Origin of the sequence: Flavobacterium movens, from assembly GCF_039581425.1 — a bacterium.
GTDB classification, from domain to species: domain Bacteria; phylum Bacteroidota; class Bacteroidia; order Flavobacteriales; family Flavobacteriaceae; genus Flavobacterium; species Flavobacterium luteolum.
Map to the genome: position 1 here is coordinate 530,007 of NZ_JBCPXY010000002.1, position 21,581 is coordinate 551,587.

Below are 21,581 nucleotides of genomic sequence, written 5' to 3' on the forward strand. Positions count from 1 at the left end.
TCGAAACAATAACATATATTAGAAATGCGCGTCTAGAGGTAATATTTTTTAATCTAAATTTCAAAAAGTAACATCATGACTTAGTTTGCCACAGCAAATTGCGAGTCATATAAATTTTTATAATACCCATCAGTCTTTTGCAATAACTCCTGATGTGTACCTTGTTCAACAATCAATCCCTTATCCATCACCACAATCTTATCTGCATTTACAATTGTTGCTAATCTATGCGCAATAATAATAGAAGTTCTTCCTTTTGTAATCGTTTCTGTTGCACGCTGAATCATTTCTTCAGAATACGTATCGATTGAAGAAGTTGCTTCATCCAAAATTAAAATACTAGGATTACTCACATAAGAACGTAAAAAAGCAATAAGCTGTCTTTGTCCAGACGAAAGCATAACGCCTCGCTCTTTTACGTCAAAATCATAATTATCCGGTAAGTTCATAATAAAATCATGAACACCGATTTTCTTTGCTGCATCAATTACTTTATCTCTTGTAATTTCTGGATTGTGCAGTGTAATATTATTATAAATCGTATCGGCAAACAAAAATACATCTTGCAAAACCACAGCAATTTGTTTTCTTAAAGAAGCCAAAGTGTAGTTTTCTATGTTTTCGCCATCAATACAAATTGTTCCGCTGTTGATTTCGTAAAAACGATTCAATAAATTAATGATCGTAGATTTTCCTGCGCCTGTAGAACCTACAATTGCAACAGTCTGTCCAGCAGAAACTGAAAGATCTATACCTTTTATTACTTCTTCTTCCGTAATATAACTAAAACGAACATTTTTAAATTCTATACTTCCATCAAAAACTGGCGCTTCAATTTTTCCAGTATCCTGAATATGATCTTGTGTATCGATAATATCAAAAACACGATTGGCAGCAATCATTCCTAATTGCATCTCATTAAACTTATCTGCAATTTGTCTCAACGGATTAAAAAGCATTCCGATAAACATAGTATACGAGAATAAATCTCCGAAAGTTGTAAAATGATCTCCGTTCAAGATTCTGAAACCACCGTAAACCACAACCAAACCTAAAGTAATAGACGAAATAATATCGGCAATCGGGAAGAAGATCGAGTTGTATAGAATCGTCTTGATCCAAGCTACTCTATGTTTGTTGTTGATTTCTTTAAAGTTTTCGGCTTCAATTTTTTCACGGTTAAAAAGCTGTACGATTTTCATTCCCGTAACGCGTTCCTGAACAAAAGAGTTCATATTGGCAATCTGCGTTCGTACTTCCTCAAAAGCAACCTGCATTTTGCGCTGAAAAATTCTCGTAATATAAACCAGAATAGGCATGGCAATTACCACAATCCAAGTTAGTTTCCAGTTCATGTAAAACATAAAAATAAGAACCACGACCATTTTCATCAAGTCACTTATAATCATAAATAAACCCTGACTGAAAATACGGGCAATCGATTCAATATCCGAAACGGCACGTGTAACCAGCTGTCCAACCGGAACCAAATCGAAATACTTCATTCTAAAACTAAGAATATGCTGAAAAAGTTTCGTTCTAATATCTTTTACAATGTCCTGACCGAGCCAGTTTGCCCAATACACAAAGTAAAACTGCGAAAAAACCTCCATTAGTAAAACTACGCCCATTAAAACGATATACATTAGTAAACCCATTTTATCATGAGTTTTAATGTACCCGTCAACCGTTTCTTTAAGTAAATAAGGACGGAGCGCAGCAAAAATAGATAGCGAAACGGCAAAAATAATTACGCCGTAATAACGCCATTTATAAGGCTTTGTATATTTTAAAATTCGTTTGAATAATCCTGTGTCGAATGCTTTTGCTTTCATTTATTTTTAGGAGCTGTTTCCTGCTTTCCGTTACAAGTTTTTCTCAAAAATATGTTTTTGTTTAATTTTTATAAAGCTTCCGTTGGTCGCTCCATAAAAATTACAAAAACTATATTTTTTTCAAAAAAGCTTTTCACTTCAATCAGGGCTATTAAATGTAATCGTAATAAATATTGGTCAAATATAAACCATGCGCCGGAACCGAAAACCCAGCTTTTTCTCTGCTTTTGCTGGCAATGATATTTTCAAAATCGGTTAAAGTAATTTTCTTTAAACCAATATTAATCAAAGTGCCCACAATTGCACGAACCATATTTCTCAAAAAACGATTTGCCGAAATCGTAAAAATCAGTTTCCCGTTTTCTTGTTTCCAGTATGCCTCAAAAATCGTGCAATCAAATGTGTTGACATCAGTATTAACTTTTGAGAAACACTGAAAATCGGTATGCTTTAATAATATCTGAGCGGCTTCATTCATTAAATCTACATCAAGTTGTTGCGTAACATACCAGCTTAATTCCTGTAAAAATGGATTTTTAACTGTATTGATATGATATTCGTAAGTTCGTTTTGTTGCGTCAAATCGGCAATGAGCGTCATCACGAACCGGAATAATATCAAAAATCGCAATATCTTTTGGCAAATAAGAATTCAGTTTATAAACCAAAACCGGAATATCCAAAACCTTTTCAGTATCAAAATGTCCGTACATCTCACTTGCATGAACACCAGTATCTGTTCGCCCAGCACCCATAATGCTGATCGTTTCGTTTAATAAAACCGAAAAAGCCTTATTTAAAGTTTCTTGAACAGAAGAAGCGTTTGGCTGTATCTGCCAGCCATGATAATGTGTTCCGTTGTAAGCGAATTGAATAAAATATCTCATTTTAAGGGACAGAGGTTCTGAAGTGCAAAGGTATGAAAAAAAGTTGCTAAGGTTCTAAGATGCTATCCCGATAACTATCGGGACTAAGTTTTTTTCTTTGTGTATATCTGTAGAGACGCACTGCAGTGCGTCTCATGTCAGATTGCTTTTTAGAAACAAAGGTTCGGAGATGCTAAGGTTCTAAGGTTTTTTCTTTGTGTATATCTGTAGAGACGCAACGTAGTGCGTCTAACGTCAGATTGGAAAAATTGCACTTATATATAGGTATAATATTTTCGATATCTTTTTTAACTAATAAATATCCATTTCAGGAAAATCCAAAAACAAAAACTTACTGACTTAGTGCCTCAGAATCTTAGGAGCTTTGTTAAAATGCATTAAAAGCCAAAATGCAAATCACAGTTTGTTCAGCTAAAAATCGTGTCAGAAATTGACAATTCCAACGATATAATTGAAATTATTTTTTAACATTTTTAGTCAGAAAATTCTAAATGTTAAATTTTAAAATTTTTCATTTTAACATTTCATATTTCTCCTATGTTTGTATCACTAAAAAACAAAAATTATGAATGAAATTACCTCTTATTGGTGGATACTTTTAATTGTATTTGCCATTCTTTTTTACAAATTTATTTTGCGCGTTTTCTTCGGAATGGTGATCGTTCCTGAGGATAAAATTGGTTTAGTAACCAAAAAGTTTGTTTTGTTTGGCGCAGACAAATCATTACCCGACGGTCGAATTATCGCAACAAAAGGCGAAGCGGGCTATCAAGCCAAAACACTTGCTCCGGGATTATATTGGGGAATGTGGATTTGGCAGTATTCAATTGATATGACTAGTTTTACATTAATTCCAGAAGGAAAAATTGGACTAGTTCTTAGTAAAGATGGAAAAGAAATTCCGACAGGAAGAATCTTAGCCAGAAGAGTAGAAAGTGATAACTTTCAAGATGCAACAGCATTTTTAGACAACGGCGGACAAAAAGGACGTCAGACTGCTTTTATTACAACAGGATCGTATCGTATCAATACGTTTTTGTTTGAGATTGTAATTACAGATCAAATCAAGATTTACGAAAACATGATTGGTATTGTTACAGCTCTTGATGGTGAACCAATTCCGCAAGGACAGATTGCGGGTAAATTTGTAGATAGTCACAACAATTTTCAGGATTTTGATAAATTCCTTGAACATGGCGGTAACCGTGGTTTGCAGCCTCAGGTTATGTTAGCGGGTTCTTACTACATCAATACTTGGGGAATTTTAATTGAACAAAATCCAATGACAGATGTGCCAATTGGTTACGTTGGCGTTGTCATTTCTTATATTGGAGAAGATGGGCAAGATGTAACAGGCGACACTTTTAAACACGGAAATATCGTTTCAAAAGGACAGCGTGGTGTTTGGATGGAGCCTTTCGGACCAGGAAAATATGCCTTGAATAAATATACAACTAAGTTAGAACCTGTACCAACAACAAATTTGGTTTTAAACTGGGCCAATGCAAGAAGTGAATCGCATGATTTGGATAAAAACCTATCTACAATTACAGTTCGTTCAAAAGATGGTTTCCCATTCAATCTTGACGTTGCACAAATTATTCACGTTCCGGCAGCCGAAGCGCCAAAAGTAATTGCACGTTTTGGTAGTATGAACAACTTAGTTTCTCAGGTTTTAGAACCTACAATTGGTAACTATTTTAGAAACTCAGCGCAGGACAGCGACGTGATTTCGTTCTTGACAACAAGAAAAGAACGTCAAGAATCGGCTAAAAATCATATTAAGTTAGTTCTTGATGAATATAACGTGAATGCTGTTGATACCTTAATTGGAGATATTGTTCCGCCAGATTCGTTAATGAAAACGTTGACAGACAGAAAACTGGCCGAAGAAGAGCAGAAAACATATCAGACCCAAAAATTGGCGCAAGAACAACGTCAGGGAATGGAAAAGGAAACAGCAATTGCAGATATGCAGAAAGAGATTGTGCGAGCTTCACAAAGTGTTGAAATTGCACAACGTACCGCAGATGCCACTGTTAAGAAAGCTGAAGGAGATGCAACAAGTTTAAAGCTCAATGTAAATGCTGAAGCAGAAGCTACAAAAATGCGTGCAAGTGCAGAAGCAGAAGCAACAAAAGCAAGAGCAGGAGCACAAGCAGAAGCAACTAGACTGAACGCAAGCGCAGAAGCTGAAAAAATCTCGAAAACTGGTTTGGCTGAAGCGGAGAAAATTATGGCGATTGGTAAATCTACTGCAGAAGCATATCAATTGCAAGTTAGTGCTATGGGCGGAGATAACTTTACACGTTACAAAGTAACTGAAGAAATTGGTAAAGGAAATATCAAAGTAATTCCAGATGTATTAATTTCAGGAAACGGAGGTTCTGATGGTTCAATTAGTGGCTTATTAGGATTGAAATTGATGGAAATGATGGACACAAAAGAATTAAAAGAAGGAAAAAATCCTAAAAAACAATAAGTTCTACATCTTAAATAATTTCAAGAATCCGATTTGCGAAAGTGAATCGGATTTTTTCATTAAAAACTTACTTAGCAAAACAAATACTAGGATCTTAAGAACCTTAATATCTCAGGACTAAAAAAAGAAAAAACCTTAGTACCTTAGCGCCTCAGAATCTTAGAACTTTAGAAAATGACCAAAATCCTGCTACTTTCCGATACTCACAGTCACATAGATGATACTATTTTAAAATATGTTGCTCAGGCAGATGAAGTATGGCACGCTGGTGATATTGGAGATTTGAGCGTGACAGATGCTATTAAAAAACTAAAACCTTTAAGAGCAGTTTACGGAAATATTGACGATGCAAAGGCAAGATTGGAATTTCCGTTAAATAATCGTTTTTCATGCGAAAATGTTTCGGTTTGGATTACGCATATTGGTGGTTATCCTGGAAAATACAATCCAAACGTTAGAGAAGAATTGGCTTTGAATCCCCCGAAATTATTTATTTGTGGGCATTCGCATATTTTGAAAGTCATGTTTGATAAAAAGAATAATTTATTGCACATGAATCCAGGTGCGGCTGGAAAAAGTGGTTTTCATAAAGTAAGAACCATGTTACGATTTGTAATTGACGATGATAAAATCAAAGATTTGGAAATTGTCGAAATAGGAGCGAAGTAATTAATGTGGCAACGGAATCTCGATTTTGATTTTAGTTCCTTTATTTTCTTTTGAAATAATAGACAAAGAGCCTTTGTATTTTTTAATTCTAGCCCTAATTCTGTTTAATCCAAAACCTTCTACATCTTTTAGTTTTTGGGTTTTAAAACCAATTCCGTCATCGTGAATACGCAGGACTAATTGATTTTCTTTTTCGGACAAAGAAAGTATGGCTTTTTTGGCATTGCTATGTTTAGTGATATTGCTGCATAATTCACTAACAATGAAATAGATTTTCATTTCAAATTTCTCGGCATATCTTTTACTGGTCGGAATAGAACTTGAAAAATCAAACTCCATAGCAGAATTGGAGTTTTTTTCACATAAATCTTCCAAAGCATAAATTAATCCAAAACGAACCAAGAGTGCGGGAACAAGGTCATGCGACATATCTCTTAAAAGTTCATGAGCTTCTGATAAAATACTTTTTGCTTTCTGTATTTCGTCTGATTTTATATTCTGCTGTGCAGTGAATGTATTTAAATGCAATCCTGCAGAAGATAATAGCGAATTGATATTATCATGCAGAAAAGAAGCGATTTTTTTGCGTTCTGCTTCTTGCGAATCAATTCCAGAATTAATAATGTTGAGCAGAATTTTCTGTTTGGTGTCTTTTCGTTTTATTTTTTGCTTTAGTTTATTGTTTTGGTATAAAAAGTACAGCAAAAGAAAAATAATGACAGTGAGGATAATAGATAAGCTGACAATTTTTTTATTTCGTAATTGTTCGGATTTGCTTGTAGGCTTAAATGCGGTTTTGTTATCAACTTGGGTTTGTGGCGTCTTTACATTTGCGGTATCTTTTGGAATTGCAATGCTAGTTCCTTGAACAGCCAAGAATAAAACTAAAGAGATAAAAAAACGAAAAGCAAACATAAAAGCAATTTTAAGGATTGATCAGATTGTTTTTAAGAGCATATTTAACTAAACCAATTGTACTTTTAATATTCAGTTTTTTCATAATGTTCTTACGATGTGTTTCGACGGTATGCGAACTGATAAAAAGCTTTTCGCTTATTTCTTTTCCGCTGTATTCTAAAGCAATCAAGATGATGATTTCAATCTCTCGCGGACTTAAAATCGGGTTTTCTGTAATCGCATTGTGATTTAGTTTGGGGCTGTCCATAAAAGAGTTGAAGATTTTTTCTCTAACAGCATCACTAAAATATTCCTGTCCTTGATAAACAGCTTCAACAGCTTCAATAATATTTTCGCCAGCGCAATTTTTTGTGAGATAACCTTTTGCGCCTAGTTTCATGACTTCTTTAATGATTTTTAAATCATCATAACTAGATAAAATGATGACTTTGCAAGGAAGCTGTTTTTCATTAAACTCTTTCAGTGTTTCAATTCCGTCTTTTTTTGGCATGCTTATATCTAGAATCAAGACATTGGCATTGTCTTCCACAACATCATCATAGACAGTGGTGCCGTCTAGTGAAGTTCCTGCCACTTCAAAGTTTGAAACGGTTTGAAGTAAGTTGGATAGTCCATCAATTAAGACTTGGTGATCGTCTGCAAGATGAATCCTTATTTTTGGGATCATGATAATTTGAATTTGAAAATGCAAATTTATCATGTAAAACACGTTTTTAAGATGCTCTTTAGGTTTGATTTATACCATAATAGGGCAAAAAAAAACCCGAATAAAAATTCGGGTTCTTCTTCGCACAAAATAAACTAAGTTTATAGGTTTACCTCAAACGATCAACAGATTTTACAAGATCTTCGTCCTTTTTGATGGCCTTATTAGCTAAAACTAATAACACGATAGCAACAATCGGCATGAACATCCCAATACCTTTCTCAGAGACCTCAGTCCCTCCAGATAAATTTAGTGATCGATATACAAATAATCCTAATAAAATTAAATTTAATATTATATTAAGTCTGTTTAATACAAACTGATTTTGTCTCTTTTTAAATGAAATAATACTGATAATACTAAGCATAGTTGTTAAGCCTAATAAAACAGTATAAAGCTGATCCTGCATAAAAAAGAATGGTTTTCCTGCACTAGTTGTCCAAAGCGGAACAAAAAGCATTAAAATGCCAGTTGCAGCAAAAGCTAGAAATAAATATACAGTCTGAATTCTTTGTATCATGGTCTAAAAATGTTTTACAAAAATATATTTTCTTTTTTTAAAATACTATTGTATGATAAAATTTTATTCGTATTATTGCATCATAATACCGTAAGCACTTCATACTGCGGTCAATTCAAATTAATTATCTACCTATTCTTTTTACAGTATTCCTTAAAATAATTAAATTCATAGAACATTCATGTTTGATATTTCTGCATTAAAAGAAATGAAGCTTTCTGAGCTTCAAGAAATAGCTAAGTTAGCTAAAACAATAAAGATTACTGGTGTCAAAAAAGAGACTTTAATTAGTCAGATTTTAGCACACCAAGAGAGTGCTAATGCGCCTGCTCAAGCTCCTCAAACAGAAGTAGTTTCTGATGCAAAAGACGATAAGCCAAAGCGCGCCAGAATTGCTCCAGCAAAAACAAAAGCAGCAAATACCAAAAATACTCCCGTTTTAGAATTTGATAAAGTAGAGGAAACTGTTCAAAAAAACGATACTGCGGATACAGCTGAGCCAATTGCAGAAACGGCGGCAGTAGAAGCACAGGAAAATAAAACACCAGCAGCAAAAAAAGAGTCTAAAGTTGTAAAATTCAGCAAATCGGCATACGAGAAAAAAGTTGCCCTTAAAAAAGAAAAAGAGGCTGTAAAAGAAGTTGCTGCAGAAGAGACTGTAGAAACAGTTTCATCAGAATCAGCTCCATCAGAACCAATTGCTTCTGAGCCAACAGCCGAAACAGCCGAGAAAACTCCACAAATTGCTCCTGCAAAAAAGATCAATCCGAATCAGAATAAAAACCAGAACCAAAATCAAAACCCGAATCAGAACCAAAATCAGAACGGGAATGGCAATGGAAACGGAAATCACAATAATCAAAATCCTAATCATAAGAATAAAAAGAATAACAATAATTTTAGAGATTCTGATTTTGAATTTGACGGAATTATTGAAAGTGAAGGTGTTCTAGAAATGATGCCTGACGGTTACGGATTCTTACGTTCATCAGATTATAATTATTTAGCTTCTCCAGACGATATTTATTTATCAACTTCACAAATCAGATTATTTGGTTTAAAAACCGGAGATACTGTAAAAGGAGTGGTTCGCCCGCCTAAAGAAGGTGAGAAGTTTTTTCCTTTGGTTCGTGTATTAAAAATTAACGGTCACGATCCGCAAGTAGTTCGCGATAGAGTTTCTTTCGAACACTTGACACCCGTTTTTCCTTCAGAAAAATTTAAACTAGCCGAAAAAGGCAGTTCTATTTCAACCAGAATTATAGATTTGTTTTCACCAATTGGTAAAGGTCAGCGTGGTATGATCGTTGCGCAGCCCAAAACTGGTAAAACAATGCTTCTTAAAGATATTGCAAATGCAATTGCAGCAAACCATCCTGAAGTTTATTTAATAGTTCTTTTGATTGACGAGCGTCCTGAAGAGGTTACAGATATGCAAAGAAGTGTTCGTGGTGAAGTTATTGCTTCAACTTTCGATAGAGAGCCACAAGAACACGTGAAAATTGCTAATATTGTATTAGAGAAATCTAAACGTTTAGTGGAATGCGGACACGATGTGGTGATTTTATTAGACTCAATCACTCGTCTTGCAAGAGCTTATAACACGGTTCAGCCAGCATCTGGAAAAGTATTAAGTGGGGGTGTTGATGCCAATGCTTTGCAAAAACCAAAACGTTTCTTTGGAGCAGCGAGAAATGTAGAAAATGGAGGATCTTTAAGTATCATCGCAACTGCATTAACTGAAACGGGTTCTAAAATGGACGAAGTTATCTTCGAAGAATTTAAAGGAACTGGTAACATGGAGCTTCAATTAGACCGTAAGATAGCCAATAAACGTATTTTCCCTGCAATCGATCTTACATCGTCTAGTACACGTCGTGATGACTTATTATTAGACGAGAAAACATTGCAAAGAATGTGGATTATGCGTAAATATCTATCAGATATGAACCCAGTAGAATCTATGGACTTTGTAAACGATCGTTTCAAGAAAACAAAAAACAACGAAGAGTTTTTGATTTCGATGAATGACTAGGAAAGTTGCTAAGGTTCTAAGTTGCTAAGATTCTAAGGTTTTTAGCATTAAGAAAAAGTAAATCAATAATAAATAACAAAAAAAAAGGATGAGTTAAACTCATCCTTTTTTTATGACCGTTCCTAAAAGAAACCTTAGAATCTCAGCAACTTAGAACCTTAGAATCTTAAAAAGAACTATTTTTTATCAACTACCGGTCTATTCTCTCTATTAGCTAAATCCCATGCAACAACAAAAGCCAGTTTAGTTCTTTTGGTTAAAGCATCGTACTCAATTTTTTGAGGTTCATCACCTTTTCCGTGGTAATCTTCGTGAACTCCGTTGAAGAAGAAAACAGCTGGAATACCATGTTTGGCAAAGTTATAGTGGTCAGAACGCTCATAGAAATGGTTTGGATCTTTTGGATCATTAAATTTAAAATCTAAGTCCATTTTGATGTATTTTTCGTTTTGAGCTACAACGGCATTGTGTAAATCAGAAGATAATCTGTCGGCACCAATAACATAAACGTAGTTATTTGTATTTGAATGCTCAACATCACGGCGTCCGATCATGTCAATGTTGATATCTGCAATGGTGTTTTCGATTGGAAATAATGGATTTTCAGAATAATAACGAGATCCATGTAAACCGTGTTCTTCGCCAGTTACGTGAAGAAACAAGATAGAACGTTTTGGACCATGGCCTTGTTTTTTAGCTTTAGCAAAAGCTTTAGCCATTTCGATCACAGCTACAGTTCCAGAACCATCGTCGTCAGCACCGTTATAAACTTCACCATCTTTAATTCCCACGTGATCATAGTGTGCAGAAATTACCAAAACTTCATTTGGTTTTTCTGAACCTTCAATATAAGCCCAGATATTTTCAGAGTCTGGAAGATTTTGATTACGTCTTGCGTTCATAAATGCAGCAGGAACAGGCTGGTAGAAATCTTTAGCTCCTTTTGGAAAAGAAATTCCGCTTTTTTTGTATTGCTCGATCATATATAGACCTGCTTTTTTCTGTCCTTTAGAACCAGTTTCGCGGCCTTCCATTTCGTCAGAAGCAACAGTATAAAGCATTTTTTTAAGATCTTTTTCGCTGATCGCTTTTACGTATTTTGTTGGATCCGAATTGTCTTTAGCTGTAGTTGACTGCGCAGTTTTACAAGAATACGCAGAGACAATTAAGAATAAAATGAGTATTTTTTTCATTCTAGTAGTTAGTGTAAATTAATAAATGTGTAAAGAACGTATAAAGTGAGTAAAAATAGGATAAAAAGAGAATTTATTATAAACAAGAAGAAGCTTTTTATAAAAGAGACTATTCTAGACTCGCCATAAAAGCGATGGTGCGCAGGATAAAAATAATAGCACATCCAAACGGTTCCTGCAAATGTTGTGATTGATGATATAAAAGACAGCGGACTATCTTCTCCAAAAAGACCAATCAATCTGTCGATGATAAACATGATGAGAAAAATCAGTAATAGGAAAGAGAAATAGTGCAGTGTAAAAATTCCGTGATCAAAATAATACCATCTTTTTTTGTTGTGAAAAAGCCACAAGAAAAAAGCAAAAAACGGCATGATTATGAAGAGAATTTTAGGCAGGTTATGAAAAAACGATTCAACGAATTTTTCATAAATCTCTTTTTTGGTATATTTTTCCGTAACGTGTATTGCTTTTTCTGAAAACCAATACGAAGAAGCATTCAGCTTCTCATTTGGTTTTCCATATTTTTGAATCGAATCAAGTTCTTTCATTGTTTTAAAATGAAAGTATCTTTTGTCGTCTTTCCTGCTTATATTTAGGCTGTCAGTAGCTTTAGAGAGTTCTTTGTTAAGCGCTTCTTCACTTTTATCAATTTTTTCACCAACATTATTCGGAAACATTGCAATCAATAAAAAAGTAATAAAACTGATAAAAATGTATAATCGAACTGGAGCAAGATAAGACAAGCGTTTTCCTGAAAGATATTCTTTAGTCAGCGTTGAAGGCTTGAACAGCAGATTTTTTATTGTTTTCCAAAATGCATTTTCGTAGTGCGTTAGATCTTCAAAAAAATGAATAAATAAATGATGAAAAGTTTTTCGGCTATCACTGTTTTCTTGTCCGCAGTTTGGGCAGTATTTTTGCTCAACAACATGCCTGCAGTTTAGACAAGTTTTGTCTTCTCTAATTTTATTATGTGACATTGGTTTGTGTTAATTGATTTGTTCTGGTAGTTTTTAATATTATTTTTTCAGGACTTCGTTTAAGAAAAGCTGTAAATGTTCAAAAGATCTTTTGGCAGCAACAGCATTATATGCAGCGCCTTTAGAGTTATCGCTTCCTGCTTCAGGATTAGTAAAAGAGTGAACCGCATTTGCATAATAAATCATTTGCCAGTCTGCTTTGCCATCACGCATTTCTTGTTGGAAAGCAGCAATTTCGTCTTTAGAAACAAACGGATCATCAGCTCCATGGCAAATAAGAACTTTTGTAGAAATTGGTTCGTTTTTTCTGCTCGCATCTTTTCCTAAACCGCCATGAAAAGAAGCAATACCTTTTACATTCAAATGTCCGCGGGCAGCTTCAAGAACACCGCTTCCTCCAAAGCAATATCCAATAGCCACAATATTGTCCGCATTAGCGCCAGATTTGATTAATTCTTTTAAGGCAGCATCAATACGTTTTTGATACGCTTCGAAATTTGTTTTATAAAAACCAGCCTGTTTTCCTGCTTCACCTGTGTTTTTTGGATAATTTCCTTCGCCATAGATGTCAGCGATAAAAACGTGATAGCCTAATTTAGATAATTCTTCTGCGATTCCTTTTGAAGCATTATCAATTCCAAGCCACGCTGGTAAAAGTAAGATTCCTGGATTGTTACTGCTTTTTTTAGCAGATTTTATAAATAAGCCGTTTAGCTGTTGGCTTCCTTCTGTATATTTTACGGGTTTTAATTGCGCATTCATAAGATTTGAGAATAAGATTGCACTGAATAAAATAATTATGGTGTTTTTCATGATTTCTTCAATTTTTAACAAATATCAGAAATATTATGTTACAAAAAAACCTCACAAGTAAATTCTTGTGAGGTTTGTAACCTATATTTTAAAAGAATGTTTTTTCTCTTATAGTGATATGTTTCGTTTAAAAGCACAGCCCAATTCTACAATAGAATCAGTCTTATCAATACCTGAAATTCCGTCGATTTTTTCGTAAAGAATACGGCGCATGTGTTCGTGATTTTTCGCAATGATTTTTATATAAAGCGTAAAAGAACCTGTTACATAATAACATTCGGTAATCTCAGGGATTTCTTTAAGCGCTTCAATAATTCGTTCAGAATCTGAATCTTTGTTTAATGTAAGTCCAGTAAAAGAAGCCCAGTCGTAACCAATTTTCTTTTCCTGAATAATGGGTTTAATCCCGCCAATTACACCTTGTTCAATCATTCTGTTAATACGCTGATGCACCATTGTATTTGATATTTTAAGATTGGTGGCGATAGCAGAGAAGGCCATTCTTCCGTCTTTTTCTAATTCTTTGAGAATACTAATATCAAATTCGTCTAATAATTCCATTCAGTAAAAATCGTTTTAAAATTGAGTCTTTTGCGATTTATAAAAGTAATTCTTTTTTTTAATAAACGGTCATCTAATCCTATTCTCGAAAAAATAAATATGCTTTTTTAGAGATAGTAAATTTTAAGTTTTGACTTTAATTTTGTTATATTTAAGTCAAAATGTTGTTTTTTTGATTGTTATTTGTTTAAATTTAATATTTTTGTGGAAATAAAAAGCATATTATGATAAGTACAGAAAAAACACTTTCGTCAAAATCAGAGGTTTTGATTGAAAAAGAAAACAAATATGGTGCTCATAATTACCACCCGCTTCCTGTAGTTTTAGAACGAGGAGAAGGTGTATATGTATGGGACGTTGACGGAAAGAAATATTATGATTTTTTATCTGCTTATTCTGCGGTAAATCAGGGGCATTGCCATCCTAAAATTGTGAATGCAATGGTAGAGCAGGCGCAAAAACTGACTTTGACTTCGCGTGCTTTTTACAATGATAAATTAGGAAACTATGAAGAATATGTAACAAACTATTTTGGTTTTGATAAAGTTCTTCCAATGAATACAGGTGCTGAAGCAGTTGAAACAGCCTTGAAAATTTCAAGAAAATGGGCGTATGAAGTAAAAGGAATTGCAGAAAATCAAGCACAGATTATTGTGTGTGAGAATAACTTTCACGGAAGAACTACAACTATCATTTCATTTTCGAATGATGAAACAGCACGTAAAAACTTTGGGCCTTTTACAGATGGTTTCATTAAAATTGAATATGATAATCTTGAAGCACTTGAAAACGCGTTAAATTCATCTAAAAATATTGCAGGATTCTTGGTTGAACCAATTCAAGGTGAAGCAGGAGTTTATGTTCCTTCTGAAGGATATTTAGCGAAAGCGAAAGCGCTTTGCGAAAAACATAATGTACTTTTTATTGCAGATGAGGTTCAGACAGGAATTGCTCGTACAGGAAAACTATTAGCCGTTCACCACGAAAATGTACAGCCTGATGTTTTAATTTTAGGGAAAGCAATTTCTGGCGGAGTTTATCCAGTTTCGGCAGTTTTATGTAATGACGAAATCATGAATGTGATTAAACCAGGACAGCACGGATCTACTTTTGGAGGAAATCCTGTTGCAGCGGCCGTAGCAATTGCAGCTTTGGAAGTGATCAAAGACGAAAAACTAGCTGAAAATGCAGAACGTTTAGGAGTTATTCTAAGAGACGGATTAAATAAAATCGCTGAAAAAAATAACTTGATTACGTTGGTTCGCGGAAAAGGACTTTTGAACGCAATTGTTATCAATACTGATGAAGAATCTGATTTGGCTTGGGAAATCTGCCTTAAATTCAGAGACAACGGATTATTGGCAAAACCAACACACGGAAACAAAATTAGATTGGCTCCGCCTTTGGTAATGACCGAAGAGCAAATTAAAGAGTGTCTTGAGATTATCGAGAAATCTTTGAATGATTTTAAAAACTAATCTGATTTCTTTTTAAAATAAAATAAAAAAGCTGTCTCATAACGAGACAGCTTTTTTTGTACACCATTTTTTTTGTTTTAAAAAGCGACTGTTGTAACCACAATCGCTTTTTGTCATAATTACTAAAAATATCAAAAAAAGTAATTATTTCTTTGGAGCTGCACCTGGAATCAATTCTCCTTTTTGTTTGAATTTGCTGTATTCTACAACTCCTGTTTTGTCTGCCCAATCAAAATATTTTGCCGAAAGATCGTTTACAATGCCCGGATTTTGTGAAGCAATGTTTGTTGTTTCGCCACGGTCTGCTTCAAGATCATAAAGTTCCCATTGGTAAGACGGATAAATTGAAACCAATTTCCATTTTCCTTCTCTAACGGCTCTGTTTCCAGCTCTTTCCCAGAATAAGGGAGCGCCACGGTTTACTTCAGAAGCGTTGTCAAATAAAACCGGAAGTAAACTTTTTCCTGGAAGCGGATTAGAATTTACACCATTCAGATTTTTAGGATATTCAATTCCAGCCAATTCGTAGAAAGTAGGAGCAAGGTCAATAATGTGTCCTGTTCCTTTATCGATTCTTCCTGCTTTAATTTTTGACGGATACCAAGCGATGAACGGAGAACTGAATCCGCCTTCATGCATATTGTTTTTGTAATCCTGCAAAGGTGTATTAGATAAATATGCCCAGTTTTGTTCCTGATAATCAAAAGAACCCGAAGTTCCGATTGGCCCGTCATTACGAACTAAACCTCTTTTTAAAGGATTATACGTATTGAATCCGCCTTGAGCGCCATTATCGGCAATGAAAATGATTAAAGTGTTTTTGTCTTTTTTCAAAGCTTTCAATTTATCTAAAACCTTTCCAACATTTTGATCCATGTTGTCGACCATTGCGGCATAAACTTCCATTTTAGCTTTCCAGAATTGTTTTTCGTCATACGTCAATTTGTCCCATTCTGGAACTTCTGGGTCACGAGGAGCAATAGTTTGGTTAGGAAGCAAAATGCCGTTTTCTCTTAATTTTTGAATTCTTTTTTCTCTCAAAACATCCCAGCCTTCATCAAATTTCCCTCGATATTTGGCAATATCAACAGGTTTTGCCTGCAATGGCCAGTGAGGCGCTGTAAAAGCTAAGTACAAAAAGAAAGGCTTATTTTCTTTGTTTTGTTCGTCTAAGAAAGTAACCGCATTATTTCCGATTTCGTCTGTGAAATAGTACGAGTCATCTTTTGGATGCAGTTCTTCATTATTGCGGATCATTTTTACAGGATAAGCCGTTTTTCCGAAAGGAAGCGGTTTTGTATCAAAGTAATTCGCAGCCCCTTTTAAGATTCCGTAAAACTTATCAAAACCTCTCTGGTTTGGCCATTGCGCTTGATCTTCAGAACCTACGTGCCATTTTCCTGACATTAAAGTGCTATAACCTCCAGATCGGAAAACTTCACCTAAAGTCAAAGATTCTTTGTTTAAATAACCCTGATAAGCTGGCAAACCAAGATTGACATCAAAATAACCAACACCCGCTTTGTGCTGATATTGTCCTGTTAATAAGGAAGCTCTCGTAGGCGCACAGATTGAGTTGTTGTAAAATTCGCGGAGACGTGTTCCTTCTTTCGCTAAACGGTCTAGATTTGGCGTTTTGATTTCTGAACCATAATTCCCTAAATCAGAATATCCCATATCATCCACCATAATTAAAATTACATTGGGTTTAGAGGATGCGGTTTGGGCTTCGGCTTCATAAGAACCTATTATTCCTGTCAATAAAACAGAAAATAAAATGTTTATTCTTCTATTCATCTTATTTATAATTTACTGTTAGTATATTTTTTATCTCCAAGCTGGAACTTGTTTCAAATTTGGATTCAAATCCAGTTCTCTTTGCGGAATAGGAAAGTGAACATGTTTTGGCTGTGCGTTGGTTTTTCCTGCTGCTTTTAATTTTGCCACAAAATAATCTGGGCCTCTTCTCGCCAAGTCAAACCAGCGCTGATATTCGTAAACCAATTCTTTTCTTCTTTCTTCAAAAACCGCTTCTCTAAACGCGTCTTGACTTAATGGAGATGTTGTTGCTAATAATTCAACGCCTGCTCTAGTTCTCACTCGGTCAACTGCAGCATACGCTTCTGGAGTTGGACCTCCATTTTGTTCGTTTAAAGCTTCTGCATAAATCAGCAATACTTCTGCAAAACGTATAATTGGCGTATTTTTAGAAGATTGTCCTGGCGAAGTCGGTGTCGCGGGATCAAAATATTTGTTAAAATGTGGCGTAACTTTATACGTTTTTCCATCGGTCGGACTTACAAATTCGACTGCAAAAGTGATGTACTTTCTTTTGTCTGTTTCGGCGAAAGCTTCAAAAAGACCGCCTTCTTTATGCAAAGCATCGGCTTGATCTCCTGCAATTCCAGGAACCGAAGTTGGTGCAGCTGTAGAAGCTAGCATGTTTCCGTTCCAGTTGGTTAATCCTTTAAATTGAGCAGAAAAAATATGTTCTTTTCCGTTTTTAGTTGCCACATTAAAAACGTCAGCATAATTTTCGAACAAATCATAAACTTTACTGTCAATGATTTCTTTGCTTTTTTCTGCTGCTTTCTGCCATTTTTTTTCAGTTAAATATACTTTTGCTAAAATGCTTTTTGCCGCACCAGCCGTGACGCGTCCTTTGTTTTGCTGTACAACCGGAAGTGCTTCAGCATCAATTAAATCGTTTTCAATTTGAGTATAAACATCTGCTTCTGGTGTATTGCTAACATTGATGGCTTCTGGAGTTAAAACAGTCGTTTCGTGTAAAACTAACGGAACATCTCCAAACCATCGTACTAAATTAAAATATAAAAGCGCTCGTAAAAACTTTGCTTCATTAATTAAATCTTTGTCTTTCTGAGAATTAAGATTAGGATTCTTCGCGATATTATCAATCGCTACATTTGCTCTATTAATTCCGTCATAACTTTGTCGCCATAATTCGATCATACGGTCGTTTGAAGCATCGTGCGTTAAATTGGATAAAGCTCTAACATGCGCATTTCTTGCTCTTGGTCCCGCTTCGTAGTCGTCTGTTGCCATTTCGGTTGCAATCTGAATTAAACGATTGTACAACGTATGTGTTGAACTGTTTATAGCATTATGAATCGCAATTACGGCTGCATCTGCATCTTCGGTGGTTTTATAAAAATTGGTAGACGAAATAAAAGCTTTTGGATCTTCGTCTAAAGTATTGCAGGCACTCACTAAAAAGAGTACCGCTAAACTGAATATTATATTTTTTTTCATGATAAGTGTTTTAGAATGTTACGATTAAACCTCCTGAGATTGTTTTAGAAGCAGGATAAATTCCAGTATCTGTTCCAGGAGAAATTGTCGTTCCGTTTGTTACTTCAGGATCGTAGCCAGTATATTTTGTCCACGTTAATAAGTTCTCTCCGATAACGCGGAATTTTACTGAGGTCAAACTTAATTTCTCTGATAATTTCTTAGGAAGATTATAACTTAAAGCAATGTTTTTTAATCTCACGAAAGAACCATCTTCTACAAAACGATTAGAGAAAACTGGTGCAGGATCTAATTTTGCTCTTGGCGTTGTATTACTCGGATTGGTTGGTGTCCAAGCGTCTAAAGCAGATGTCGATGCATTTTGCTGTCCGTTGTACAATTCCAGAGCTTGTAGGTTTCCGTTAAGAATTTTATTTCCAACAGAACCGTTTACTAAAATGGCTAATTCAAAACCTCTATAAGTGAAATTATTAGAAAATCCGAAAACAAAATCGGGCTGTGCATCGCCAATACTAGTTCTGTCTGCTGCGGTTGTAAATGCTCCGTCTCCGTTAATATCTTTATACAGACGATCTCCTGCTTTTGGCGTTGCATTTCCAGTGTAAACTCCTTTTGTAGCTACTTCATTTGTCTGTAAAATTCCGTCAGTTACTGCTCCGTAGAAAGTTCCTAAAGACTGGCCCACTTTTAAAATATAGTTTCCAAAAGTGTAAAATTCAGCACCATTTCCTAAAGCAATAATTTTGTTTTGGTTAAAAGCAATATTAAAGTTCGATGTCCAAGAAAAAGCAGTATTTCCAAGAGAAGCATTCAAGCCAAATTCAATTCCCTGATTTCTTACAGATCCAAAATTTTGAAGTGAAGAGGTAAATCCTGTCGTATATGGAAGCTGAACATCTAACAATAAATCTTTGGTTGTTTTGCGATACACATCAACCGTTAAATTCAATTTGTCATTAAAGAAACCAACATCAATTCCAGCATCAAACTGATTGGTTAATTCCCATCCTAAATTATTGTTTGCAATTCGCGTAGGCGTAAAACCAGTATAAATTTGATCTCCAAAAAGATATTTTACACTTGTTAAAGTAGATAAAGACTGATATTCTCCAATTTCCTGATTTCCTGTAGCACCCCAGCTTGTTCTGATTTTTAAACTATTGATAACGTCTTTTACAGGATTAAAAAACGATTCGTTACTAATCTGCCAAGCTGCGGCAACAGAAGGGAAATAACCCCATTTATTGTCTTTTCCAAATCGCGAAGAACCGTCGGCTCTAATACTTCCTGTTAAGAAATATTTAGAATCGTAATTGTAATTTACCCTTGATAAGAATGAATTTAACGCCCAAGTACTTTCGCCAGAAGTTGGCATTAAAGCCACATTTCCACTTTGTAAACTGTAGTACCCTGTAATATCGTTTACATATTGCTGTGATCCAGAAGTGTTAAACTCTCTTGTTGAACTTTGCTGTGTATAACCCGCCAACGCATTCAGATGGTGTTTTTCGCCAAATACTGTTGTATAAGTTAAGGTGTTTTCGTTTAACCAGCTTCTAGAATCGGCAGTTCCAATTTTTCCTTCTCCGTTGGTAATAGAACCTTCATAAATGCTAGAAGGCAAATAGCTTTTTTCTTTATTGAAAATCATATCAGTTCCAAAAGAAATTTTCAAAACCAGATTCTTTAAAATATCATATTCGCCATAAATAGTTCCTAAAATACGATCGGTAATAGATTGATTTTTACGCTCGTTTAAAGTCGCAATCGGGTTGGCAAAAATATTCTCAAACGGATTTCTCAAAGTATAACTTCCGTCTGGTTCATAAATCGTTGCAGTAGGAGGCATGCTCAATAAAGCGGTAACCAAACCGCTCGGAGCCACTTTAGATTTGGTTTCGGCAATAGTTAAATTCAAACCAAATCTTGCTTTACTGCTTATTTTTGAATTTAAATTAACGCGTCCGCTGAAACGTTCAAAACCTGTATTTTTTATAATTCCTTCCTGATTGTAGTAGTTTCCAGAAACCGCATATTTGGTCTGATTATTTCCGCCAGAAACACTCAATTGATGATTTTGTGTCAATCCTTTTTGGAAAGCTGCATCTTGCCAATCGGTTCCTTTTCCTAATTGGGCAATTTGCGAATCGCTCAAATATTGGTTTGTTCCTCCCGACGGATTAGAATCGTATAAAGCGGCATTTCTCAATCTAGAAAATCCTTGTGCGTCTAACACATCAACTTTTTTACGAACCGACTGCTGACCGATTGTAAAATCATAACTTACGGTTGTAGCATTGTTTGAACCTTTTTTGGTCGTGATAATAACAACTCCGTTTGCTCCTCTAGAACCGTAAATGGCTGTTGAAGAAGCATCTTTTAAAACCGTAATCGATTCTATGTCTGACGGATTTATTGTTGAAAGCGGATTGGTCGGCGTACCGCTTAAAACACCAGAAGTGACTTCTGAATTGTATAACGGAAAGCCGTCGATTACGTATAAAGGCTCATTTCCGCCCTGAATCGAACTTCCTCCACGAATACGAATGCTCATTCCTGCTCCTGGCTGACCTGAAGTTTGTGTTACGTTAACACCCGCAACAGAACCTTGAAGCGAACTTTCTAATGTTTTCTGAGTTGCTTTTAAGGACATTTGAGCTACAGTTTCGGCTGCTCCAGTGTAATCTTTTTTAGAAGTACTTCCATAACCAATGATTACTATTTCGTTCAATTCTTTTACATCTTCTTTTAGCGAGATCTGAATGAAATCTTTGGTTGCAATATGTTCTGCGGTAACGTAGCCTAAATAGCTTACGATTAAAGTATAAGGAAATTTTTGTCCCGTTTGAAAATAGAATTTTCCGTCTAAATCAGTTACAGAACTATGAGTTGTTCCTTTGATTTGAATTGTTACGCCAGGAATTGGCTGATTGGTAACTTGATCTACAACGGTACCATTTAAGGTCGAATTAATTAAGGGCTGTGTATTTTGCGCTTTAATTTCGGTTGAAATTAAGAATACAAAAAGCCACAAAAAGGCATGTAATTGTTTGTTCATTACTTTTTTGGATTTAAATAATAAAGCGGTACGGAAAAATTGGTTTTCAATTTCCGAAGGCTTTCTTTAGTGATAAATGTTCTTTGAGTCCTGCCATTTCTGTTGCCGCAGAAATGGTTTTTACTTTGAAAGGAAAGGGCAGTGCATTATTTTCATTTTGTAATCTTGTTT

The 21,581-nt window shown here is 35.0% G+C and carries 16 protein-coding genes; 4 read left to right on the plus strand and 12 right to left on the minus strand.

Features of this window, described 5'->3' with window-relative positions; genetic code table 11:
- Positions 1–80 precede the first annotated feature (80 nt).
- Entirely contained in the window at positions 81–1,835 is a 1,755-nt protein-coding gene (locus AAYQ05_RS05650; protein ID WP_343541764.1) for an ABC transporter ATP-binding protein, read from the minus strand.
- A gap of 151 nt (positions 1,836–1,986) precedes the next feature.
- Positions 1,987–2,721 carry a tRNA pseudouridine(38-40) synthase TruA gene (truA, locus tag AAYQ05_RS05655; protein WP_343541766.1) on the minus strand — a complete coding sequence of 245 codons (735 nt, stop codon included), beginning with the start codon at positions 2,719–2,721 and terminating at the stop codon, positions 1,987–1,989.
- A gap of 565 nt (positions 2,722–3,286) precedes the next feature.
- On the opposite strand from truA, the gene AAYQ05_RS05660 reads away from it, so the two are divergent.
- The gene (locus AAYQ05_RS05660) at positions 3,287–5,203 is read left to right on the plus strand and encodes an SPFH domain-containing protein (protein WP_281633309.1); all 1,917 of its coding nucleotides are present in this window, start codon (positions 3,287–3,289) and stop codon (positions 5,201–5,203) included.
- Between the two features lie 174 nt (positions 5,204–5,377).
- Entirely contained in the window at positions 5,378–5,872 is a 495-nt protein-coding gene (locus AAYQ05_RS05665) for a metallophosphoesterase family protein (protein ID WP_281633308.1), read from the plus strand.
- Here the strand turns inward: AAYQ05_RS05665 and AAYQ05_RS05670 are convergent, their stop codons facing one another.
- The 3 genes from AAYQ05_RS05670 to AAYQ05_RS05680 form a co-directional block, all read right to left on the minus strand.
- Positions 5,873–6,787 carry a sensor histidine kinase gene (locus tag AAYQ05_RS05670; RefSeq protein ID WP_281633307.1) on the minus strand — a complete coding sequence of 305 codons (915 nt, stop codon included), beginning with the start codon at positions 6,785–6,787 and terminating at the stop codon, positions 5,873–5,875.
- A 10-nt stretch (positions 6,788–6,797) separates the two neighbouring features.
- Entirely contained in the window at positions 6,798–7,457 is a 660-nt protein-coding gene (locus AAYQ05_RS05675) for a response regulator transcription factor (protein ID WP_281633306.1), read from the minus strand.
- 148 nt (positions 7,458–7,605) lie between these two features.
- Positions 7,606–8,016 (minus strand): DUF4293 domain-containing protein, encoded by a 411-nt coding sequence (locus AAYQ05_RS05680; protein ID WP_008468670.1) that lies wholly within the window; start codon positions 8,014–8,016, stop codon positions 7,606–7,608.
- A gap of 181 nt (positions 8,017–8,197) precedes the next feature.
- On the opposite strand from AAYQ05_RS05680, the gene rho reads away from it, so the two are divergent.
- Positions 8,198–10,051 carry a transcription termination factor Rho gene (gene rho, locus AAYQ05_RS05685; protein WP_343541774.1) on the plus strand — a complete coding sequence of 618 codons (1,854 nt, stop codon included), beginning with the start codon at positions 8,198–8,200 and terminating at the stop codon, positions 10,049–10,051.
- Between the two features lie 176 nt (positions 10,052–10,227).
- Here rho and AAYQ05_RS05690 read toward each other — a convergent pair whose 3' ends face one another.
- The 4 genes from AAYQ05_RS05690 to AAYQ05_RS05705 all read right to left on the minus strand — a co-directional run bounded on the left by AAYQ05_RS05690 (position 10,228) and on the right by AAYQ05_RS05705 (position 13,601).
- On the minus strand, positions 10,228–11,244 hold the full coding sequence (locus AAYQ05_RS05690) for a M28 family peptidase (protein WP_281633304.1): 1,017 nt from the start codon (positions 11,242–11,244) through the stop codon (positions 10,228–10,230).
- A gap of 8 nt (positions 11,245–11,252) precedes the next feature.
- Entirely contained in the window at positions 11,253–12,227 is a 975-nt protein-coding gene (locus AAYQ05_RS05695; protein ID WP_343541776.1) for a DUF3667 domain-containing protein, read from the minus strand.
- 39 nt (positions 12,228–12,266) lie between these two features.
- Positions 12,267–13,040, minus strand: a complete 774-nt coding sequence (locus AAYQ05_RS05700; protein WP_343541777.1) for a dienelactone hydrolase family protein — start codon at positions 13,038–13,040, stop codon at positions 12,267–12,269.
- Between the two features lie 108 nt (positions 13,041–13,148).
- Entirely contained in the window at positions 13,149–13,601 is a 453-nt protein-coding gene (locus AAYQ05_RS05705) for an Lrp/AsnC family transcriptional regulator (RefSeq protein ID WP_343541779.1), read from the minus strand.
- 224 nt (positions 13,602–13,825) lie between these two features.
- Here AAYQ05_RS05705 and rocD point away from each other — a divergent pair, with 224 nt between their 5' ends.
- Positions 13,826–15,079: an ornithine--oxo-acid transaminase gene (gene rocD, locus AAYQ05_RS05710; protein WP_343541782.1), complete on the plus strand. Its 1,254-nt coding sequence runs from the start codon at positions 13,826–13,828 to the stop codon at positions 15,077–15,079.
- A gap of 144 nt (positions 15,080–15,223) precedes the next feature.
- Here rocD and AAYQ05_RS05715 read toward each other — a convergent pair whose 3' ends face one another.
- The 3 genes from AAYQ05_RS05715 to AAYQ05_RS05725 are packed head-to-tail and all read right to left on the minus strand — an operon-like array spanning position 15,224 to position 21,410.
- Positions 15,224–16,876 (minus strand): arylsulfatase, encoded by a 1,653-nt coding sequence (locus AAYQ05_RS05715; protein ID WP_343541784.1) that lies wholly within the window; start codon positions 16,874–16,876, stop codon positions 15,224–15,226.
- A gap of 30 nt (positions 16,877–16,906) precedes the next feature.
- The gene (locus AAYQ05_RS05720; RefSeq protein ID WP_343541787.1) at positions 16,907–18,352 is read right to left on the minus strand and encodes a RagB/SusD family nutrient uptake outer membrane protein; all 1,446 of its coding nucleotides are present in this window, start codon (positions 18,350–18,352) and stop codon (positions 16,907–16,909) included.
- 10 nt (positions 18,353–18,362) lie between these two features.
- Positions 18,363–21,410, minus strand: coding sequence for a SusC/RagA family TonB-linked outer membrane protein (locus AAYQ05_RS05725; RefSeq protein ID WP_343541788.1), 3,048 nt, complete (start codon positions 21,408–21,410; stop codon positions 18,363–18,365).
- Positions 21,411–21,581 lie beyond the last annotated feature (171 nt).

What these genes read in the sequence shown, in the direction of transcription:
- rocD (WP_343541782.1), top strand. Translation starts at nt 13,826, where the DNA reads ATGATAAGTACAGAAAAAACACTTTCGTCAAAATCAGAGGTTTTGATT.
- AAYQ05_RS05690 (WP_281633304.1), bottom strand. Translation starts at nt 11,244, where the DNA reads ATGAAAAAAATACTCATTTTATTCTTAATTGTCTCTGCGTATTCTTGT.
- AAYQ05_RS05660 (WP_281633309.1), top strand. Translation starts at nt 3,287, where the DNA reads ATGAATGAAATTACCTCTTATTGGTGGATACTTTTAATTGTATTTGCC.
- AAYQ05_RS05720 (WP_343541787.1), bottom strand. Translation starts at nt 18,352, where the DNA reads ATGAAAAAAAATATAATATTCAGTTTAGCGGTACTCTTTTTAGTGAGT.
- AAYQ05_RS05700 (WP_343541777.1), bottom strand. Translation starts at nt 13,040, where the DNA reads ATGAAAAACACCATAATTATTTTATTCAGTGCAATCTTATTCTCAAAT.
- AAYQ05_RS05675 (WP_281633306.1), bottom strand. Translation starts at nt 7,457, where the DNA reads ATGATCCCAAAAATAAGGATTCATCTTGCAGACGATCACCAAGTCTTA.
- AAYQ05_RS05705 (WP_343541779.1), bottom strand. Translation starts at nt 13,601, where the DNA reads ATGGAATTATTAGACGAATTTGATATTAGTATTCTCAAAGAATTAGAA.
- AAYQ05_RS05715 (WP_343541784.1), bottom strand. Translation starts at nt 16,876, where the DNA reads ATGAATAGAAGAATAAACATTTTATTTTCTGTTTTATTGACAGGAATA.
- truA (WP_343541766.1), bottom strand. Translation starts at nt 2,721, where the DNA reads ATGAGATATTTTATTCAATTCGCTTACAACGGAACACATTATCATGGC.
- AAYQ05_RS05650 (WP_343541764.1), bottom strand. Translation starts at nt 1,835, where the DNA reads ATGAAAGCAAAAGCATTCGACACAGGATTATTCAAACGAATTTTAAAA.
- AAYQ05_RS05725 (WP_343541788.1), bottom strand. Translation starts at nt 21,410, where the DNA reads ATGAACAAACAATTACATGCCTTTTTGTGGCTTTTTGTATTCTTAATT.
- rho (WP_343541774.1), top strand. Translation starts at nt 8,198, where the DNA reads ATGTTTGATATTTCTGCATTAAAAGAAATGAAGCTTTCTGAGCTTCAA.
- AAYQ05_RS05665 (WP_281633308.1), top strand. Translation starts at nt 5,378, where the DNA reads ATGACCAAAATCCTGCTACTTTCCGATACTCACAGTCACATAGATGAT.
- AAYQ05_RS05670 (WP_281633307.1), bottom strand. Translation starts at nt 6,787, where the DNA reads ATGTTTGCTTTTCGTTTTTTTATCTCTTTAGTTTTATTCTTGGCTGTT.
- AAYQ05_RS05680 (WP_008468670.1), bottom strand. Translation starts at nt 8,016, where the DNA reads ATGATACAAAGAATTCAGACTGTATATTTATTTCTAGCTTTTGCTGCA.
- AAYQ05_RS05695 (WP_343541776.1), bottom strand. Translation starts at nt 12,227, where the DNA reads ATGTCACATAATAAAATTAGAGAAGACAAAACTTGTCTAAACTGCAGG.